The organism is Amphibacillus sp. MSJ-3 (genome assembly GCF_018919165.1).
Lineage (GTDB): Bacteria > Bacillota > Bacilli > Bacillales > Amphibacillaceae > Amphibacillus.
Window position 1 is genome coordinate 1 of sequence record NZ_JAHLQM010000021.1, and the last position, 16,868, is coordinate 16,868.

At 36.4% G+C, this 16,868-nt stretch carries 11 protein-coding genes; 2 read left to right on the top strand and 9 right to left on the bottom strand.

Going from position 1 to position 16,868, the window contains the following annotated elements; translation table 11 throughout:
- Positions 1-166: 166 nt before the first annotated feature.
- A complete protein-coding gene (locus KQI76_RS07655; protein WP_216399741.1) occupies positions 167-3,919 on the bottom strand; it encodes an alpha-L-arabinofuranosidase C-terminal domain-containing protein in 3,753 nt (1,250 codons plus the stop codon).
- A gap of 441 nt (positions 3,920-4,360) precedes the next feature.
- Here KQI76_RS07655 and KQI76_RS07660 point away from each other — a divergent pair, with 441 nt between their 5' ends.
- Positions 4,361-5,164 (top strand): AraC family transcriptional regulator, encoded by an 804-nt coding sequence (locus tag KQI76_RS07660; protein ID WP_371817667.1) that lies wholly within the window; start codon positions 4,361-4,363, stop codon positions 5,162-5,164.
- Between the two features lie 98 nt (positions 5,165-5,262).
- Positions 5,263-6,561, top strand: coding sequence for an alpha-glucosidase/alpha-galactosidase (melA, locus tag KQI76_RS07665; protein WP_216399743.1), 1,299 nt, complete (start codon positions 5,263-5,265; stop codon positions 6,559-6,561).
- A gap of 94 nt (positions 6,562-6,655) precedes the next feature.
- Here melA and adhP read toward each other — a convergent pair whose 3' ends face one another.
- The 8 genes from adhP to mutS form a co-directional block, all read right to left on the bottom strand.
- Positions 6,656-7,672, bottom strand: coding sequence for an alcohol dehydrogenase AdhP (gene adhP / locus KQI76_RS07670; protein ID WP_216399744.1), 1,017 nt, complete (start codon positions 7,670-7,672; stop codon positions 6,656-6,658).
- 160 nt (positions 7,673-7,832) lie between these two features.
- Entirely contained in the window at positions 7,833-8,387 is a 555-nt protein-coding gene (locus tag KQI76_RS07675) for an NADPH-dependent FMN reductase (protein ID WP_216399745.1), read from the bottom strand.
- 344 nt (positions 8,388-8,731) lie between these two features.
- Positions 8,732-9,949 carry a GTPase HflX gene (hflX, locus tag KQI76_RS07680; protein ID WP_216399746.1) on the bottom strand — a complete coding sequence of 406 codons (1,218 nt, stop codon included), beginning with the start codon at positions 9,947-9,949 and terminating at the stop codon, positions 8,732-8,734.
- 46 nt (positions 9,950-9,995) lie between these two features.
- Positions 9,996-10,892 carry an AAA family ATPase gene (locus KQI76_RS07685; protein ID WP_216399747.1) on the bottom strand — a complete coding sequence of 299 codons (897 nt, stop codon included), beginning with the start codon at positions 10,890-10,892 and terminating at the stop codon, positions 9,996-9,998.
- 254 nt (positions 10,893-11,146) lie between these two features.
- The gene (gene hfq, locus KQI76_RS07690; protein ID WP_216399748.1) at positions 11,147-11,371 is read right to left on the bottom strand and encodes an RNA chaperone Hfq; all 225 of its coding nucleotides are present in this window, start codon (positions 11,369-11,371) and stop codon (positions 11,147-11,149) included.
- 40 nt (positions 11,372-11,411) lie between these two features.
- A complete protein-coding gene (gene miaA, locus KQI76_RS07695; protein ID WP_216399749.1) occupies positions 11,412-12,347 on the bottom strand; it encodes a tRNA (adenosine(37)-N6)-dimethylallyltransferase MiaA in 936 nt (311 codons plus the stop codon).
- Between the two features lie 15 nt (positions 12,348-12,362).
- Positions 12,363-14,204, bottom strand: coding sequence for a DNA mismatch repair endonuclease MutL (gene mutL, locus KQI76_RS07700; RefSeq protein WP_216399750.1), 1,842 nt, complete (start codon positions 14,202-14,204; stop codon positions 12,363-12,365).
- Between the two features lie 3 nt (positions 14,205-14,207).
- Entirely contained in the window at positions 14,208-16,796 is a 2,589-nt protein-coding gene (mutS, locus tag KQI76_RS07705; RefSeq protein WP_216399751.1) for a DNA mismatch repair protein MutS, read from the bottom strand.
- Between the last annotated feature and the right edge of the window lie 72 nt (positions 16,797-16,868).

The window sequence follows — 16,868 nt, forward strand, 5'->3', positions numbered from 1 at the left end:
TCGTGAGATTTGGTGGTCGGGAAACCAACCTTATCTTACCATGAAGAGAGGCTTTTTTGACCCCACGCTAGAAGCTCTATGGAACCCCCGGCATAGCCAGGGGTTTTCAAAGAACATAAGAAAGGACGCATCATTATTTTGAATGCGTCCCTTATCATTTATCTATTTATTTTAATTTAAGTACAACAATATTTACTGAATGTGCAGGCAAAGTAACGATTAAATCATCGGAGGTGATTGATAGTAGTGTTTCATTTGGCACAATCTTTTCATCACCTTTTTTATTAACATTAGGTTGATTAACATCCGCTGCTTCACCAGTTAAGCAAATCAATTTCCCTTCCTTTTCAATTGATAAATCTTTTACAGTCACTTGAGTTGTTTTTTCAAATGGATCTGCATTGACGAGTTTAACATACATATTCTGATCATCTTTTGTAACTGAATGGAAAACCTCACGATTATATGCTTCTAGTTTATAATCGAAAACATGACTTGTCGTTGACCCATCAGTAAATGAACAGCTTAATCGCTCTCCAGTATGGCCGCCATAATTCACGTTTATCGTGTAAGGAACATCAATTGTCATTTGCTCATCTATACTTGAGCGTAGATTACCTACTGCCGTACTCGTTGAGTAGTCACCGAGACGGTAGCCCTCTATTCCTTCTTTATAGACTTTAACACCACTTGCCTTTCCATCATAACCAATCGCATACTCAATCGCTGTTTTATGCTCTTGGGTGACATCTGTTACACCTACACCTACATAGATTCCTTCTAGGCCAGATACTTTTGTCGCATTCACTTCGACATTATAATTCGTCCACTGATCATTCTTAATATATAAGCCATTTAAACCTGAAGTTTGAGCAGGTAAAATTAAACCCTTCTCAGAATCTAACTGGTAACCAACCGAACCAGGAAGTACTTGCCAATCTTCTTTTAATGCCTGAGTAAAATCTTGTTCAAAGATCACCTTTTTCGATATATTATCAATCACTCGAACAGACTTAACATGGATTTCTGCATTTGCCGTTGCAATTTCGATCCCACCTCGGGGTTTTAGCTCTGTTAGTTGGCCGTGGTTATATGCCGAAAATGACGTACTTAATACTTTATTACCAAGATACTTAGCAAATAGTTTCTGAGTGTAATAATTTGGTGTGAACCAAACACTCTCGTCATCAAACCATATTAAATCCGGTGTCCATCGATAGGTTCCATCGGTTAGAACTTTATTAAATAACGGTGCATAAGCTACTAATCTAACAACATCAGCATTATTTTCATAGCCTGTCATGATTGCGGCTTCAGCAACTGCACCTGCTAAAGTATTTTTATCAGTTGAAGCAAATTCACCAACGAAAACCTTTGATGATTCTCTTTCATTCAATGTTCCATCATGATGATAGGCACGGTGATAATAATTATAGCGGTCAACATTATTTAATAAATATTCATTTGAACGGTAATAGTGTTCATCAGCAATCGTATCCATATAGTGAGCTTGCTCTTCATACCAGGTAACTGTTTCCTCAGTAACTGTCTTGCCGTCAGTAAATGAAACAGTCGCTGAACCTTCCATATGTCCACTTAAAAATCTCCAGCCCTCTTGATAAGCATCGTCGTCTGCTTGAGCACCGACAGTAGAGATAATGTGCAACTCATGATCAGGGTAATTTCCTTCCATATATTGATCGATCTTTGTTTTGAAATATTCAAAGTTAGCAAAGAATTCTTCGCCCCAGTTTTCATTACCTATTCCTAAGTAATGTAGGTCAAATGGTGCCTCATGCCCCATTTCTTTCCTCAAATGAGCCCACTCATTGTTTTCAAAGTCACTGCTAATCGCAAAATCAATTAAATCAGTAAAGCTCTTGACATAATAATCTCTTAGATCTCCGCCAGCAGGGTGGACATAATCTGAACGCGCTTGACAAAGGACACCACATGCCATAACTGGTAATGGGGTCGCATTTAGATCTTCAGCTAACTGGAAGTACTCCATATAGCCCAAGCCCATTGTCATCATATAGCCCCAAACATTAAAGTTTTCTTTCCGTAATTCAACCGCTCCAACAGAATCCTTCCATTCGTAAACATTTTCCCAAATGTAAGATCCTTCCGAAATACAGCCACCTGGGAAGCGTAAGAATTTTGGACTTAAGTCGAGTAGAGCCTGAACAAGATCTCTTCTTAACCGATAATTTGGGTTGCCCTTATAGTTTGCATGGGCCGTTTGAGATGTTGGTTCCTCAGAGGCACCCCAAACGTTTCTTGGGATTAATGAAACCATATCAATTGAAATATCACCAATAAAGCTTAAAGCAACTTGTCCCATCGTTGTTTGGTTTGCAATCAGGGAAAGGACTTGGTCGACACCATATTTTTTCCATTGGTCGCCACCTTCAATTTCAACGATGAGTTCCTGACTCACGTTTTTTCCATTCCCATCTTGAAGAACAACTTTTATCACACCTGATTCTTTTGCTTTCGCCCAAATTGTAAAATCATATTTCTCATTTGCAATTAAAGACATAGCCGCTTGATGATTTGAATCCGTAAATCCTTTATTTACAATTGTTGCCCCGCTTGATACCGTTAGATAATGTTTATTAACTTCTGGATCTTCTATGTTGAAAAATTCATTTAAATTTCCAGAGTCTCTTACTTGCACTTTCTCTAAATCCCCAAACCAAGCATGGAGAGGTTGATGGTTACGCCCTGTCGAGCAGCCACATACTCCCGAAGCATGATCAAATGTATCAAATACAAAGGATTCGAATGAGCGATTTTGGATCAACTCTGCATAAATACCACCATCCGCTGCATTATTAATATCCTCATAAAATAAACCATACATTATATCACTGACATCCACGACTTCATCTTGGCCATGAATGGTCAAATAATGTGATGGAACATCTTCAGGGAGGACCGTTACGGTAAAGGATTTTTCCGTATGGTTGTTACCCTTTTCTAGTCTAGCTGTTAATGTTACACCTTTAGGTTCAGATACTTCCCCTAATTTCCCCTGATTTGATAACGTAGTCAAATCACTAGAAGTCCAGTTTAATGAAACTTTATCTCCCATAAGTGAATCTGGCAAAACTATATCTTTAGTCACAACAGTCGTTGGAAAGGATAGATATTTATCTCTTGCCAATTGAACAATTTCTTGATCGGTTAATGATTCACACATGACTTCAATTACTTGATCTTGTGTTAATCCGGCTTGGTAAACTCTAAAGTCTGTTAATGAGCCGTCAAAATCAGGATCAACATCGTATTGTGACTTTCCAATATAGTTTTCTCGATAATAATCTTGATTTGAAAAAGTATTAAACCATTGTTGAAGTTTCTTATATGTACCACTGGAAGTCTGGCTAATTAATCCATCAGCTACTAGCTCACCATTAACATAAATAAGTGGCCCTGCATTACTTAGCGCTCCACCTTCCGTTCCAGTAATAGACATCGCAAGATGCATCCACTCTCCAGAAGGATATGTTTTTCCAGCGTCTGCAACGAGATCTTCATCTAAAAAGCAAACACCTCTTAATTGGCGGGTTAGAAATAAATAAGGATTCCCAACGCCACTACCAAAATCAAAAATTCTTTCCCAAACATTATGTCCTTTTCTTAAATAAACCCAGGTACTAATCGTTATTCCGGTATGGTCATTCACTTGATCGAGTAAATGATTCGGTAACTTTAAATATGATGTTCCACTTTCTCCACCTGCTAATGTAACAGCATGTCTACCATCAACTACTTCTATAATTGGTTTTTTAATTCCAGCCACAATCGCATCATTGCCACGACCAGAATCATCCTTACCAATATGATTGGCATCATCGAATCGATAATGCACAAGCAAATTATCTTTTAATGCATTTGTTTGATTAAAAGTCATTAATAGTCTCCTTGTCTTTAATGTTTTATTGAATTGGTTAAATAATGCAACTTGTATATATTTACTTTTATTATAAAATAAACATATACTTATAACTATTATAATGTTAGTTATGATTAATGCAACTAATAAAATGATATTTACTAATTAATTTGAAATTCCGTAAAAACAAAGACTTTTTTTGGTTACTGTCTTATACGAACATGTTCTAATTAACCCTAGATTGAATGACCTATACAAATCCTACTAAATCACTTAAGATAAGTTTATCGCGGATTAACTTGCTTTAAGACCTCGTTAAAAAAATACATGATAATTTTAGATGAAGAGTGGAAGTTCACCTTATAAAGATGGTCAAAGGAGGAGAGTAGAATTAGAAATAGATCTTATGGCTTCCAGTTAAAGGGGGATCATCAACAAAAGTCAATCGGCCTGTATGCAATTGGTCATGAAAAGCAAACAAATACAGACTACTTATGGGATGGAAATAACCGTTCTGATGATCATTGTTTCGTTTTTCAATATACACTGAGTGGATCAGGCGCAATCAAAATAGAGGATCACTTGTACCGATTAACTAAAAACCAAGCTTTTTGGATTGAAATCCCTAGCAACCATTGTTATTACTTACCGGATGATTCAACAGAATGGGAGTTTATTTATATTACCTTATTTGGTGAGACAATGGCCCAATTCTATCATCAATTAACAGCAAGCCACGGCCACATTCTGACTTATCCTGAGTATTCTCCCGTGATTCAATTTATTTTTAAATGGATTAATAAAGTTGAACAAGAGCAAGTTAAAAATAGCTATCGCGCATCCGCTCTCGGTTATCAATTTTTAATGATCTTAGGTGAGAGTTTGGAAGAAAATATAGCACAAACTAAAACGGTTCCGAAGCCAATTGAGGATGTTATAGTCTTTATGAAAAGAAATTATGCCCAAGATTTAAGTTTAAACGATTGTGTTGAACAGTCCAGGTTGTCGAAATATCATTTTACTAGACAATTTAAAAAATACGTTGGCATGACACCCATACAATACTTAACGACACTGCGTATTCAGAAAGCGATTGAATTACTGTTAAATGATAGTTCCCCCATTGAAACAATTGCTGAAAAGGTTGGTTATCAAAATGGCAATTATTTTGCTAAAGTTTTTAAAAAACAAACAGGAAAGTCACCAACAGCTTATCGCCAAATGCAATTATCAATGCCTGTCGATCATTGGTTTATAGATTAAATCAGCAATATATTACCCTTTTAATTTTTTTTTGCGATTGAATCATGCGCTCATCTCGATAGAATAGAAAATAAGAAGAGGTAAAGGAGATGAGTTTTATGGCTAAGATTACTTTCTTAGGTGCAGGAAGTACAGTCTTTGCAAAAAATGTCTTAGGTGACTGTATGACTGTTGGCGCCTTGCAAGACTTTGAATTTGCTCTTTTTGATATTGATGAAGAACGGTTAACCGATTCAGAATTGATGTTAAATCATTTGAAGGAAAATCTAAATTCTACAGTTGAAATTAAGAGTTACCGTGACAGGAAAGAGGCATTGCGTGATGCTAAATATGTAATCAATGCGATTCAGGTTGGTGGATATGACCCCTGTACGATTACTGACTTTGATATTCCAAAAAAATATGGTCTGCGCCAAACCATTGCTGATACAGTAGGAATTGGTGGAATCTTTCGGAATTTAAGAACAATTCCAGTCATGCAAGAATTCGCACAAGATATCAAAGAAGTTTGTCCAGATGCTTGGTTTTTAAATTATACAAACCCAATGGCAGTACTGACAGGCGTTATGCTGAATGAGGGAGTTAAGACGGTCGGGCTCTGCCATAGTGTCCAAGTCTGTGCTGATCAATTATTAGAGATGCTGGATCTTCCTAAAGATAATATTCAGTGGGAAATTGCCGGGATTAATCATATGGCCTGGTTACTTGAAATTAGTCGTAATGGTGAAGATTTATATCCGGAAATAAAAAGACGAGCAAGGGAAAAGCAGAAAGAACAACATCACGATAAGGTTCGATTTGAATTGATGGATAAATTCGGCTATTATGTAACTGAATCATCAGAGCATAATGCCGAATATCACCCCTACTTTATTAAGAAAAATTACCCTGAATTAATTGAACAATACAATATTCCACTTGACGAATATCCAAGACGTTGTGTTGAACAAATCGAAGGTTGGAAGAAAATGCGTGATGACATTGTCAATAATCAAGATATAAGGCATAGTCGCTCAAATGAATATGGCTCATACATTATTGAAGCAATGGAAACTAATCAACCGATTAAAATTGGTGGCAATGTTTTAAACACAGGAGGCCTAATCTCGAATCTACCAGAGAAGGCAATTGTTGAAGTACCTTGCTTAGTCGATGCTAGTGGGATTTCACCAACCTATATAGGCGATCTACCGGAGCAATTAGCGGCCTTGAATCGAACAAATATTAATACACAACTGTTAACGATTGAAGCAGCAAAGACAAAAAAGAGAGAGAAAATTTATCAGGCAGCCTTACTCGATCCTCATACAGCAGCTGAATTATCGATCAACGATATTATTTCATTGTGTGATGACTTAATTACAGCACATGGTGACTGGTTACCTGAATACCACTAATATATACTCCCCCTAAGATTAACAAAAACATCGGATCTTAGGGGGATTTGTAAATGATGATCTTTCTAATTGACCACCAAACAGTAAAACTTAATTATAATGACATATCAAGTACCATACGGCCGTTAATTTCTCCTTCTTCCATCTCTGTAAAAATAGTATCAATTTCATCAAGTTTTCTAGTCTGTACAACTGGAACAACTTTACCTTCTGCCCCAAACTGAAAAGCCTCTTCAAGGTCTTTTCTTGTTCCAACTAGTGATCCAATCACTTGAATACCATCTAAAACTGTTTTAATTATTTCTAATTCCATTGTTTCTGGTGGTAATCCAACATTGACAACTTTTGCTGTTGGACGGACCGATTCAACTGCTTGACGAAAGGCAACTTTTGAAACAGCGGTAACAACAGCTGCATGTGCACCACCAACTTCATGTTGAATCCATTCAGTTGGATCTTGGTCTTTTGAATTAAAGATTAAATCAGCACCTGACTCTTTCGCTAAAATTAATTTATCATCATTTATATCAACAGCAATAACCTTTGCATTAAATACCTTTTTGGCATATTGAATCGCTAAATTCCCAAGACCACCAACACCATAAATAACAATCCATTCTCCAGGGTGAATATCCGCTTCTTTTATTGCTTTATATGTCGTAACACCCGCACAAGTAATACTTGTTGCCTGTCTTAAATCTAAATCTGCTGGTACTTTAACCGCATAGTCAGCAGTAACAATACATTGTTCTGCCATGGCTCCATTAACTGAAAAACCTGCATTCTTCGCTTGACGGCAATATGTTTCCTTGCCGGTTAAACAATAATCACAATGACCACACCCTTCAAAGAACCAAGCGATACTCACTCGGTCACCGACAGTTAGACTGGTAACATCATCAGCAATTTCCCTTACAATACCAACGCCTTCATGACCTAGAATACGACCGGGTACCGAGCCGAAGTCTCCTTTAGCAACATGTAAATCGGTATGACAAACCCCACAGTAAAGAACATCAACTAAGGCTTCTCCTTGTCGTAGAGCTCTTAATTCGACCTCTTTAACTTCAACTAACTTATCTTTTGAATCCGATACTACAACCGCTCTCATCAAATATCCCTCCAAAAAAAGTTAATATGATTGGTCATTCACAAAGATAATCATAGTCTTTTTATTCTCATATTGCTTTTATATGCCCCGTTTTAAACTTTTATTCAAAAAACACCCAATAAGAAATTAATCTTATTGGGTGTTTTAATCAAATCACTCATTAACGGATAGTCTTTAATGCACTACTCCATTTAAGCAGTTGATCTAGCATTTCATTGGTATTGTCGGCATGATAATCCGCTGGTTTAAAAACAGAAAGATTTTCAAAATCACTCATCAATGAAAATGTTACAGCTGTTCTGACGTCAGCCACTTGTAATTCACCTAAAATTAAACGTAAATTTTCATGAGCACGTGTTCCACCTAAACTTCCATAACCAACAAATCCTGCTGCCTTATTATTCAATTCGGGGTTTAGATAGTCTAGAGCATTTTTTAAAGCCCCACCAATAGCATGATTATATTCAGGTGTAACAAAAATATAACCATCAAATGAGGCCATTTTTTCTTTCCAAGCATTGATCGTTGCCTCAACAAGTGCTTGATCATCACCAGTAACCTTAGCTCCTAACATTGGTAATGGGTAATCGATTAAATCGACAATTTCATAATTAGCATCCCCACGATTTTTAGCAAATTCATTGATCCACTTAGCAACTGCTTCACCATTTCTACCTTCTCTAACACTACCTAGAATAATACCTATGTTTAACATGAATTCTACCTCCTAATAAAATCACCTTGGTTTCAAGATAATTTTATTATATCTCGAATTCAAACTATTGTCTAGGTATTTGCCTAATAAATATTCATTGATTTGCCAGGATAGTCAAAGAACTGAAAGTCGGTCGCTGTTTTGAGGGGTGTTCTATGAATTGATAAAGTGAAACTTCAATCAGTGAGGGGGCTACAGGACCTAGATCAGGCAGGCCTTCTCACAGGACGTGGTGGGTTTAGTCTGCCTTCCCCCCATTCCCTCTGATTGGGACTGGGACAACAAAAAAAGTCCCTAACCTTGCAAGCGGGACTTTGTTAGTAACTATCTGTCTGTGTCTAATATTACAATAATGGATGATCGTCTGGTAAATACCCTTCTACTTGATAGACTTCTTCCGCTTCAATAAACTGCTCATTAGTTATGATTGAATGTTGTTTATATTGCTGAAGTAGCTTGCCTTGATCAGCGGGAATCTGTCTCTCATAGTGTGTCCAGATATCTTTAATTATTTTTTCAGTTTGATCAAGAATTCGCAATCGATCTTCAGCATCTAAAACACTGACCTTAATCGAAGGTTTCAATAGCGGAATAAAATCAACATCAACACGGTCCATCTTATTATAAATTGTTAGCATCGGGATATGATCAGCTTCTAATTCTTTTAACAAATTTACGACTGTTTCCTGTTGTTGTTCGTAATCAGGGTGGGATGCGTCAACAACATGATAAATCAAATCAGCCTCTGTGACTTCTTCTAGCGTTGAGCGAAAGGCTGCAATAAGTTCTGTCGGTAAATCCTGCATAAAGCCGACTGTATCAGTAATAATCGACATCAACCCTGATGGAAGTCTGAGCTTTCTCGACATCGGATCAAGTGTAGCAAACAGTTGGTCTTCTTCAAAACTGTCACTATGTGTCAATCGATTAAACAAGGTTGACTTCCCAGCATTTGTATAACCGACAATCGCTATTTTAAAGGTATGATTTAATCGTCTTCTCTTTCGGTATTGATCACGCTGTTTAACTACGGTGGTTAGTTTTCTTTTTATTTCATTAATTCGCCGGTTAATATGGCGCCGATCTGATTCTAATTTCGTTTCACCTGGACCACGCGTTCCAATTCCCCCACCTAATCGTGACAAAGCAAGCCCTTGACCATGTAAGCGAGGTAGGAGATATTGGTATTGAGCTAACTCTACTTGTAGTTTCCCCTCATTAGATGTTGCTCGGTTGGCGAAAATATCTAAGATTAATTGACCTCGATCAATAACGGATCGACCAGTTTGATTTTGTAAATTACGCATTTGAGATGCTGACAGTTCATCGTTTGCGATGATTAATTGAATTTCTTCATCCTCAATCCGTTGATTGATTTCAGCTATTTTCCCAGCTCCTAAATATGTGGCAGGATGGGGTTGATCACGTTTTTGTGTGATGACTTCAATTACTTGGCCTTTGGCTGTTTCGGTTAAAGATTTAATTTCATCCAATGAATAATGAAAACGGATATCATCATCATTCTTTTTTTGAACAGCGATAATTAGTACATTTTCTTTCATGTCGTTTCCTCATTTCTAAAAAATTGCTTTATATGAGCAAGATCTATTATTCGTTGTCATTCGGAATATCATCAGCAGTCAATAAAATATATGCTTTTGTATCATATATCTTTTGTTTTACTAATCGAATCGATTGATTACGAATAGATTTCTCTATAATATTACGTACATAGCGAGCATTGCTGAATTGGCTTCTTTCCTTCCCTTGTCTTTCCTTTATTAATAATTGATATAATTTGTTTTCAGCCTGCTTAGTTAAATGATAATCTCGGTTCTTAACCATTTTCTTAGCAATTTCAAGTAATTGAGCGGGTTGATAATCAGGAAAGTCAATAATAAATGGAAAGCGAGATCGAAGACCTGGATTTGTTTGTAGAAAGTCATTCATTTGTTCAGGGTAACCAGCAAGAATAAGAATAAATGTTTGGCGATGATTCTCCATATGAGTGACAAGCATATCAATCGCTTCCCTACCAAAATCTTTATCTCCTCCACGAGCTAAAGCATAAGCCTCATCAATAAATAGAATGCCACCTTGTGCACGTTTAATCAAAGCTCTTGTTTTATGTGCTGTTTGCCCAATATATTCACCGACTAAATCAGCCCGATCTGCCTCGATGACGTGTTGATGTGTTAGAATCCCTAATTGAGCAAACCATTTAGCCAAAGCCCGAGCAACCGTTGTCTTTCCCGTGCCTGGATTCCCTTTAAAGAGCATGTGAAAAGATTGAGGATCTGTTTTTAATCCGACATCTTCTCGCCGTTTATTCATCTCAATCAAAGCATATATTTCAATCATTTTATCACGAATAATGTCCATTCCAATAAAATGTTTAAGTGCATGATGAACAGACTCAAATGGATCTTGCTCTTCAACAACTTCTACAGGCTTCATTTGATGATCATTTAAAATGATATTTATCTGATTCGCTCTTGATGCCATTTATTCGCTCACACTCCTTCTTTATATAAGTATACGCAAGATGGAGCGATTTTTTACTGATCTCTTAGCAATTTGAAATTTTTCTTTCTACCATTGTAACATAATTGAAGATCCTCCTTATACCACGTGAGGAAACCAATGATCGAAAGTTTATCAGACCTGGCTATTTCTTGGATCATAAATAAAACAGGTGTAGAAAGATATGTTGTTCTACACCTGTTCTATATTAAGCTGTCTAAGCAAGTTTTTTTAGTCTATTCTTGTTCAATAGTGACATTTTTGGCTGGAGAAAACGTAGAGATAGCATGTTTGAAGATAAGTTGTTGCTTTCCATCTGTCTCTACTAATACCGTAAAATTATCGAATCCCTTAATTAGACCACGTAATTGAAATCCATTCGTCAAAATAACAGTTACTTGAATATAATCTTTTCTTAGGGCATTTAAATACTGATCTTGAATATTAATTGATTGAGCCATAATCTTTTCCTCCTCTTTTCTATCTCTAGTTAGTTTAATTCTAGATATCTTTTAAAATTCCTGCTAAATCCATATAAATCTTTTCAAAAACTTGCGCTTTATTATCAGGACTAATCTGATACCATTTGACATCCATTTTGTTTTTAAACCAAGTGTATTGACGTTTGGCGTATCGTCTAGAATTGCGCTTTAATAATTCAATTGCCCTTGTTAAATCATATTCCCCTTCAAAATAAGGAATAAATTCTTTATAGCCAATCGCTTTCATCGACTGCGCATTCGCTAATCCTTGATCATAAAAGAATTGTACTTCGTTCAGAAGACCTTCCTCTAGCATTAGATCAACACGCTGATTAATTCTATCATATAATAAGGACCGCTCCATTTCCAAACCAATTCGTACTGAACGATAAGGTGATTCTTTTTGTTGCGAGGCTAGGTGTTCAGTCATTGTTTGTCCTGTTCGGTCATATATTTCTATCGCTCGAATCACACGCCTTACGTTATTTGGATGAATGCTCTTTGCTTGGGTCGGATCAACTTGTAATAGACGTTGATAAACATGATCGATTCCATGTTTCTCTATTTCCGCTTCAATTTTATCTTGATAGATTGGATCACGCTTTTGTTCAGAAAATTGATAGCCAGTTAATACAGCATCAATATAAAGACCCGTTCCACCTACTATTATCGGCAATTTATTTCGTTTGTTGATCTCTTCAATATGTTTTTGTACAGATGTTTGGAATTCAGAAACAGAAAAAGGCTCATCTGCTTCTTTAATATCAATCATATGATGTGGAATCGCTTTTTTCTCTTCCTCAGTCACTTTAGCTGTACCAATATCCATTCCTTTATAAATTTGCATCGAATCACCGCTAATGATCTCACCATTAAAGCGTTTAGCCAACTCCATTCCTAAACTTGTTTTTCCAACTGCTGTTGGTCCAACAATAGCGACTACTTTATCCTTCATTTATTTAGCTCCTATCTACATCACCCGTTTAAACATTTTTTCCATTTCATAACTTGAAAAGTGAATAATAATAGGTCTCCCGTGTGGACAAGTAAAAGGATCTTGCGTTGTCCGTAATTCTTCTAACAAACTGAACATATCATCCTTATTTAAATGATGGTTTGCTTTAATTGAACGTTTACAAGCCATTAAAATAGCCGCTTTTTCCCGTAATTTGCTCAGATTAATTTTTCCATCTTTAATCACTTGCTCAACCATATCACGAATAACCTCTTCTTCGAAACCATTTGGAAACCAATTTGGATGTGCTCTAATTAAATAAGTTGTTTGACCAAAATGCTCAAAGAATAAACCAACTTCTCTTAATTGCTCTTGGTACTGTTCGATGATCAAAGCCTCTTGATTTGAAAAGTCAAAGGTAAGTGGCACTAGTAGTTCTTGTAATTCATTTTCAACCTGACCAAACTTATCCCGGAAGTATTCATATTTAATGCGTTCTTGGGCGGCATGCTGGTCAATCAAGTATAAACCTTGTTCATTCTCAGCTATAATATAAGTTCCGTGGTGTTGACCAATTGGGTACATCGTTGGTACACGTTCAACATGTCTTGGGACATTTATTTCTTCTTGAGCTGGCTCGATTGGTTCTTTTATTTCATTAGAATCATCTGTTTGATAATTGGGTTTATCTTCATTTGTTTGACTTGGTTCAGTATTCTCCATAGGATCACTAGTAGGTTGATCTACCTCTTGATGTACTTGTTTACTAATCGTTGGAGCAATTATATCCCGATCCTTTTTATGTTCAAATTGAAAGCTCTCTTGCACCGTTGCTTCTTTTTTCATTTTGGGTACTTGAACATTTGGAATTAATGTTTCTTTTCGAAAGGCTTCTTTAATTGTCGCTTCAACAGCTTGGTAGAGTTCTTTTTCTTTACTGAATCGAACTTCAAGTTTAGCTGGGTGTACGTTCACGTCAACTAAAATGGGATCCATTTTTATTTGTAAAACAACGATCGGACTTCGACCAATTGGTAACAGCGTATGGTAGCCATTTAAAATAGCTTTGTTTAAGGGTATACTTCTAACAAAACGACCATTAATAATAGTTGACATAAAATGACGTGATGCACGGGCAACTTCAGGTTTTGCTATATAGCCTGTGATTGAATAATCCAGGGTTTGACAATCAACTTTTATCATCTTTTTCGCAACGGATACACCGTATATTTGTGCTATAATTTGAATCAAATCACCGCGTCCATTAGATTGAAATAATTGTCGATCATTATGAAAAAGCTCAAAGCGTATATCTGGGTGTGAAAGACTTAGTCGATTAATCGCATCAGTAATGTGACCAAGTTCAGTATGAATTGTTTTCATGTGTTTTAGACGGGCTGGTGTATTAAAAAATAGATGTTCAACTGTAATTTCAGTCCCTTGGCGAGTATCTGCTAAATCTCGATCAACAATCCGGCCACCTTCCAGCTTTAAAAGTGTACCAGCGTTATTCCCGGTAGAAGTCTTTATGGTTAATTGGCTTACTGCAGCCACTGATGCTAATGCTTCACCACGGAAACCGAGTGTTTTTACATGGAAAAGATCATTTTCTGTTTGAATTTTACTTGTTGCATGACGTAAAAAGGCACGTTCTGCATCATCTGCTTCCATTCCAGTCCCATTATCCGTAATTTTAATCTTTCGTAAGCCGGCTTCTTCTATTTCTACCTTAATCATCGTACTCCCTGCATCGATACTATTTTCCACTAGTTCTTTCACAACCGAAGCCGGCCGTTCAACAACTTCACCAGCTGCAATTTTATTAGCTAAGGTATCTGGTATCGTCTGAATCTTCACAGTTTATCCCTCCTTATTCAGTTCTTGTTGAAGACGATAAAGTTCATTCATTGCTTCCATTGGTGTTAGTTCCAATAAATTAAGTGATTTTAACTTTTGTTCAACGACTGATGGCTTTGGTGGGGATTGTTTTTCTGATGTTTCACTAACAAAAAAACTCAATTGATCCGTTTCATTCTCATCAACATTTGCTTGCAGTTCAACCTGATCTGTCTGTTTTTGTTCCAACTCATTTAAAATAACACTTGCGCGCTCAATAAGTTGACCTGGTAGCTCTGCTAATTTCGCAACATGAATACCATAGCTTTTATCTGCTGGTCCTGCTTGAATTTGATGTAGAAATACAACTTCTCCTTGATGCTCTTCAGCACGAACATGGATATTATTTAAACGGTCTAATTGTTCAGCTAAGCTTGTTAATTCATGATAATGGGTTGAAAATAAAGTTTTTGCTCCGACTCGATCATGAATATACTCAATAATAGCTTGGGCAAGCGCCATTCCATCATAAGTGCTTGTCCCTCGGCCAATTTCATCCAATAGAATTAAGCTTTTATCTGTCGCTTGTGTTAAGGCATGCTTTGTTTCTAACATTTCAACCATAAAGGTACTTTGACCGGAAACTAAATCATCTGACGCACCTATACGAGTGAATATTTTATCAAAGATCGGTAACTTTGCCTGTTCTGCTGGAACAAAACAACCAATTTGAGCCATAATCACGATTAATGCGACCTGTCTCATATAGGTACTCTTACCAGACATGTTTGGCCCTGTAATTAACAAAATCTGTTTCGTTTGATCTAGATGAACATCATTTGGAACATACATCGCATCTTTCATGACCCTCTCAACTACTGGATGACGTCCTTTCATAATCTCAACTTCACCATTTGTTGTTAATACTGGTCTAGAATAGCCCTGCTTTTCACTAATTGTTGCAAAACTCTGTAAAACATCCATTCGACTAATTTGATCTGCTAATCCTTGTAAACGGGAAATATAGGTTAATACTTGTTGGCGAAGTTTTAAAAAAAGCTGATATTCTAAATCAATACTTTTCTCTTCTGCGGTTAAAATTAAATTTTCTTTCTCCTTTAATTCCGGAGTAATATAGCGTTCTGCATTAGATAAGGTTTGTTTACGTTCATATTTCCCTTCTGGTAGTAAATGTAGATTCGCTTTAGTTACCTCAATATAATAACCAAATATACGATTATAACCTATTTTCAATGATTTAATCCCAGTTTCTTCTCTTTCTTTCTTTTCTAATTCAGCAATCCACTGTTTACCATTTCGTGAGGCATCACGAAGTTGATCAAGTTCTTCGTTAAATTGATCACGAATTATATTCCCTTCTTTGATTGTCATTGGTGGATCATCCGTTAGACTTGCTTCAAGCAAATCCTTTAAATCATTTAAAGGGTCCAACCCTTCACCAAGTTGAACTAATAGTGGTTCCTTAAAAGTTGAAAGAATTTCTTTTAACTGCGGAACCTTAGTTAAGGAAATTCTCAACTGTAATAAATCTCTGGCATTTACATTGCCAAAGGCTACTCGACCACATAAACGTTCTAAATCGTAAATCGATTTAAGTTGTTCTCGTAAATCTTCTCGTTTAATATAATCATCCATAAAACCTTCAACAAATTGATACCTTTTTTCTAATTCAATGCGATTCAATAATGGGCGTTCAAGCCACTTTTTAAGTTTACGTGCCCCCATAGCTGTCACTGTTTGATCAAGAACCCATAATAAACTACCTTGCTTTCCTTTTTTAATAATCGTTTCAGTTAGCTCAAGGTTACGTTTTGAATACATATCTAATCCAAGATAATGATTGAGTTCGATCATTTGTAAGGGTTGTAAGTGTTCAAGTGCTCTTTGTTGTGTTCTTTGTAAATAATTAACTAGCTGTCCAAAGCTTCGTTTAATTTTATCATTATCAATATGCTCAATTAGCTGGGTGAATGAGTCGGATAAATCTGTTTCTTCAGAATAAGATAGGGTAACAGATAAACGATCGATTAATTGCTGTTTCTGGCTCTCCGGCAAATTATTAGCAATGACAATTTCACGAACGGGTCGGTTATATAATTCGCTTAATACATGGTCCCAACCCGTTGTTACAAGTGCGCCACTTGTTTCTCCAGTTGATAAATCAATATATATGAGTCCATAGATATCGTGGTTAAATGCTGTGAGACTAGCTAAATAATTATTTTCCTTTTCATCCAGCATGACCCCATCCATGACCGTTCCCGGTGTGATCAGCTGAACAACCTCACGTCTAACGACCCCTTTAGCAGTCTTTGGATCCTCAACTTGTTCACAAATGGCTACTTTAAATCCTTTTTCAACAAGGTTTTTTATGTAATTTGTTGCAGAATGATGAGGGACTCCACACATCGGAATCCGTTCGGTACTACCGCCATCACGGCTAGTTAAAGTAATCTCTAGTTCTCGAGAAGCTCTTATTGCATCGTCAAAAAATAGTTCATAAAAATCTCCTAATCTAAAAAAAAGAAAACTATCTTGATATTCTGCTTTAATCTTCAAATATTGTTCAATCATTGGCGTAAATTTACTCATCATCTATCTCCTTAACACTTTGCTTAATGCTAGAATATAATGCTATTAAACATTTAATCAAGTGAATTCATT

What these genes read in the sequence shown, in the direction of transcription:
- KQI76_RS07655 (WP_216399741.1), bottom strand. Translation starts at nt 3,919, where the DNA reads ATGACTTTTAATCAAACAAATGCATTAAAAGATAATTTGCTTGTGCAT.
- melA (WP_216399743.1), top strand. Translation starts at nt 5,263, where the DNA reads ATGGCTAAGATTACTTTCTTAGGTGCAGGAAGTACAGTCTTTGCAAAA.
- adhP (WP_216399744.1), bottom strand. Translation starts at nt 7,672, where the DNA reads ATGAGAGCGGTTGTAGTATCGGATTCAAAAGATAAGTTAGTTGAAGTT.
- KQI76_RS07675 (WP_216399745.1), bottom strand. Translation starts at nt 8,387, where the DNA reads ATGTTAAACATAGGTATTATTCTAGGTAGTGTTAGAGAAGGTAGAAAT.
- hflX (WP_216399746.1), bottom strand. Translation starts at nt 9,949, where the DNA reads ATGAAAGAAAATGTACTAATTATCGCTGTTCAAAAAAAGAATGATGAT.
- KQI76_RS07685 (WP_216399747.1), bottom strand. Translation starts at nt 10,892, where the DNA reads ATGGCATCAAGAGCGAATCAGATAAATATCATTTTAAATGATCATCAA.
- hfq (WP_216399748.1), bottom strand. Translation starts at nt 11,371, where the DNA reads ATGGCTCAATCAATTAATATTCAAGATCAGTATTTAAATGCCCTAAGA.
- miaA (WP_216399749.1), bottom strand. Translation starts at nt 12,347, where the DNA reads ATGAAGGATAAAGTAGTCGCTATTGTTGGACCAACAGCAGTTGGAAAA.
- mutS (WP_216399751.1), bottom strand. Translation starts at nt 16,796, where the DNA reads ATGAGTAAATTTACGCCAATGATTGAACAATATTTGAAGATTAAAGCA.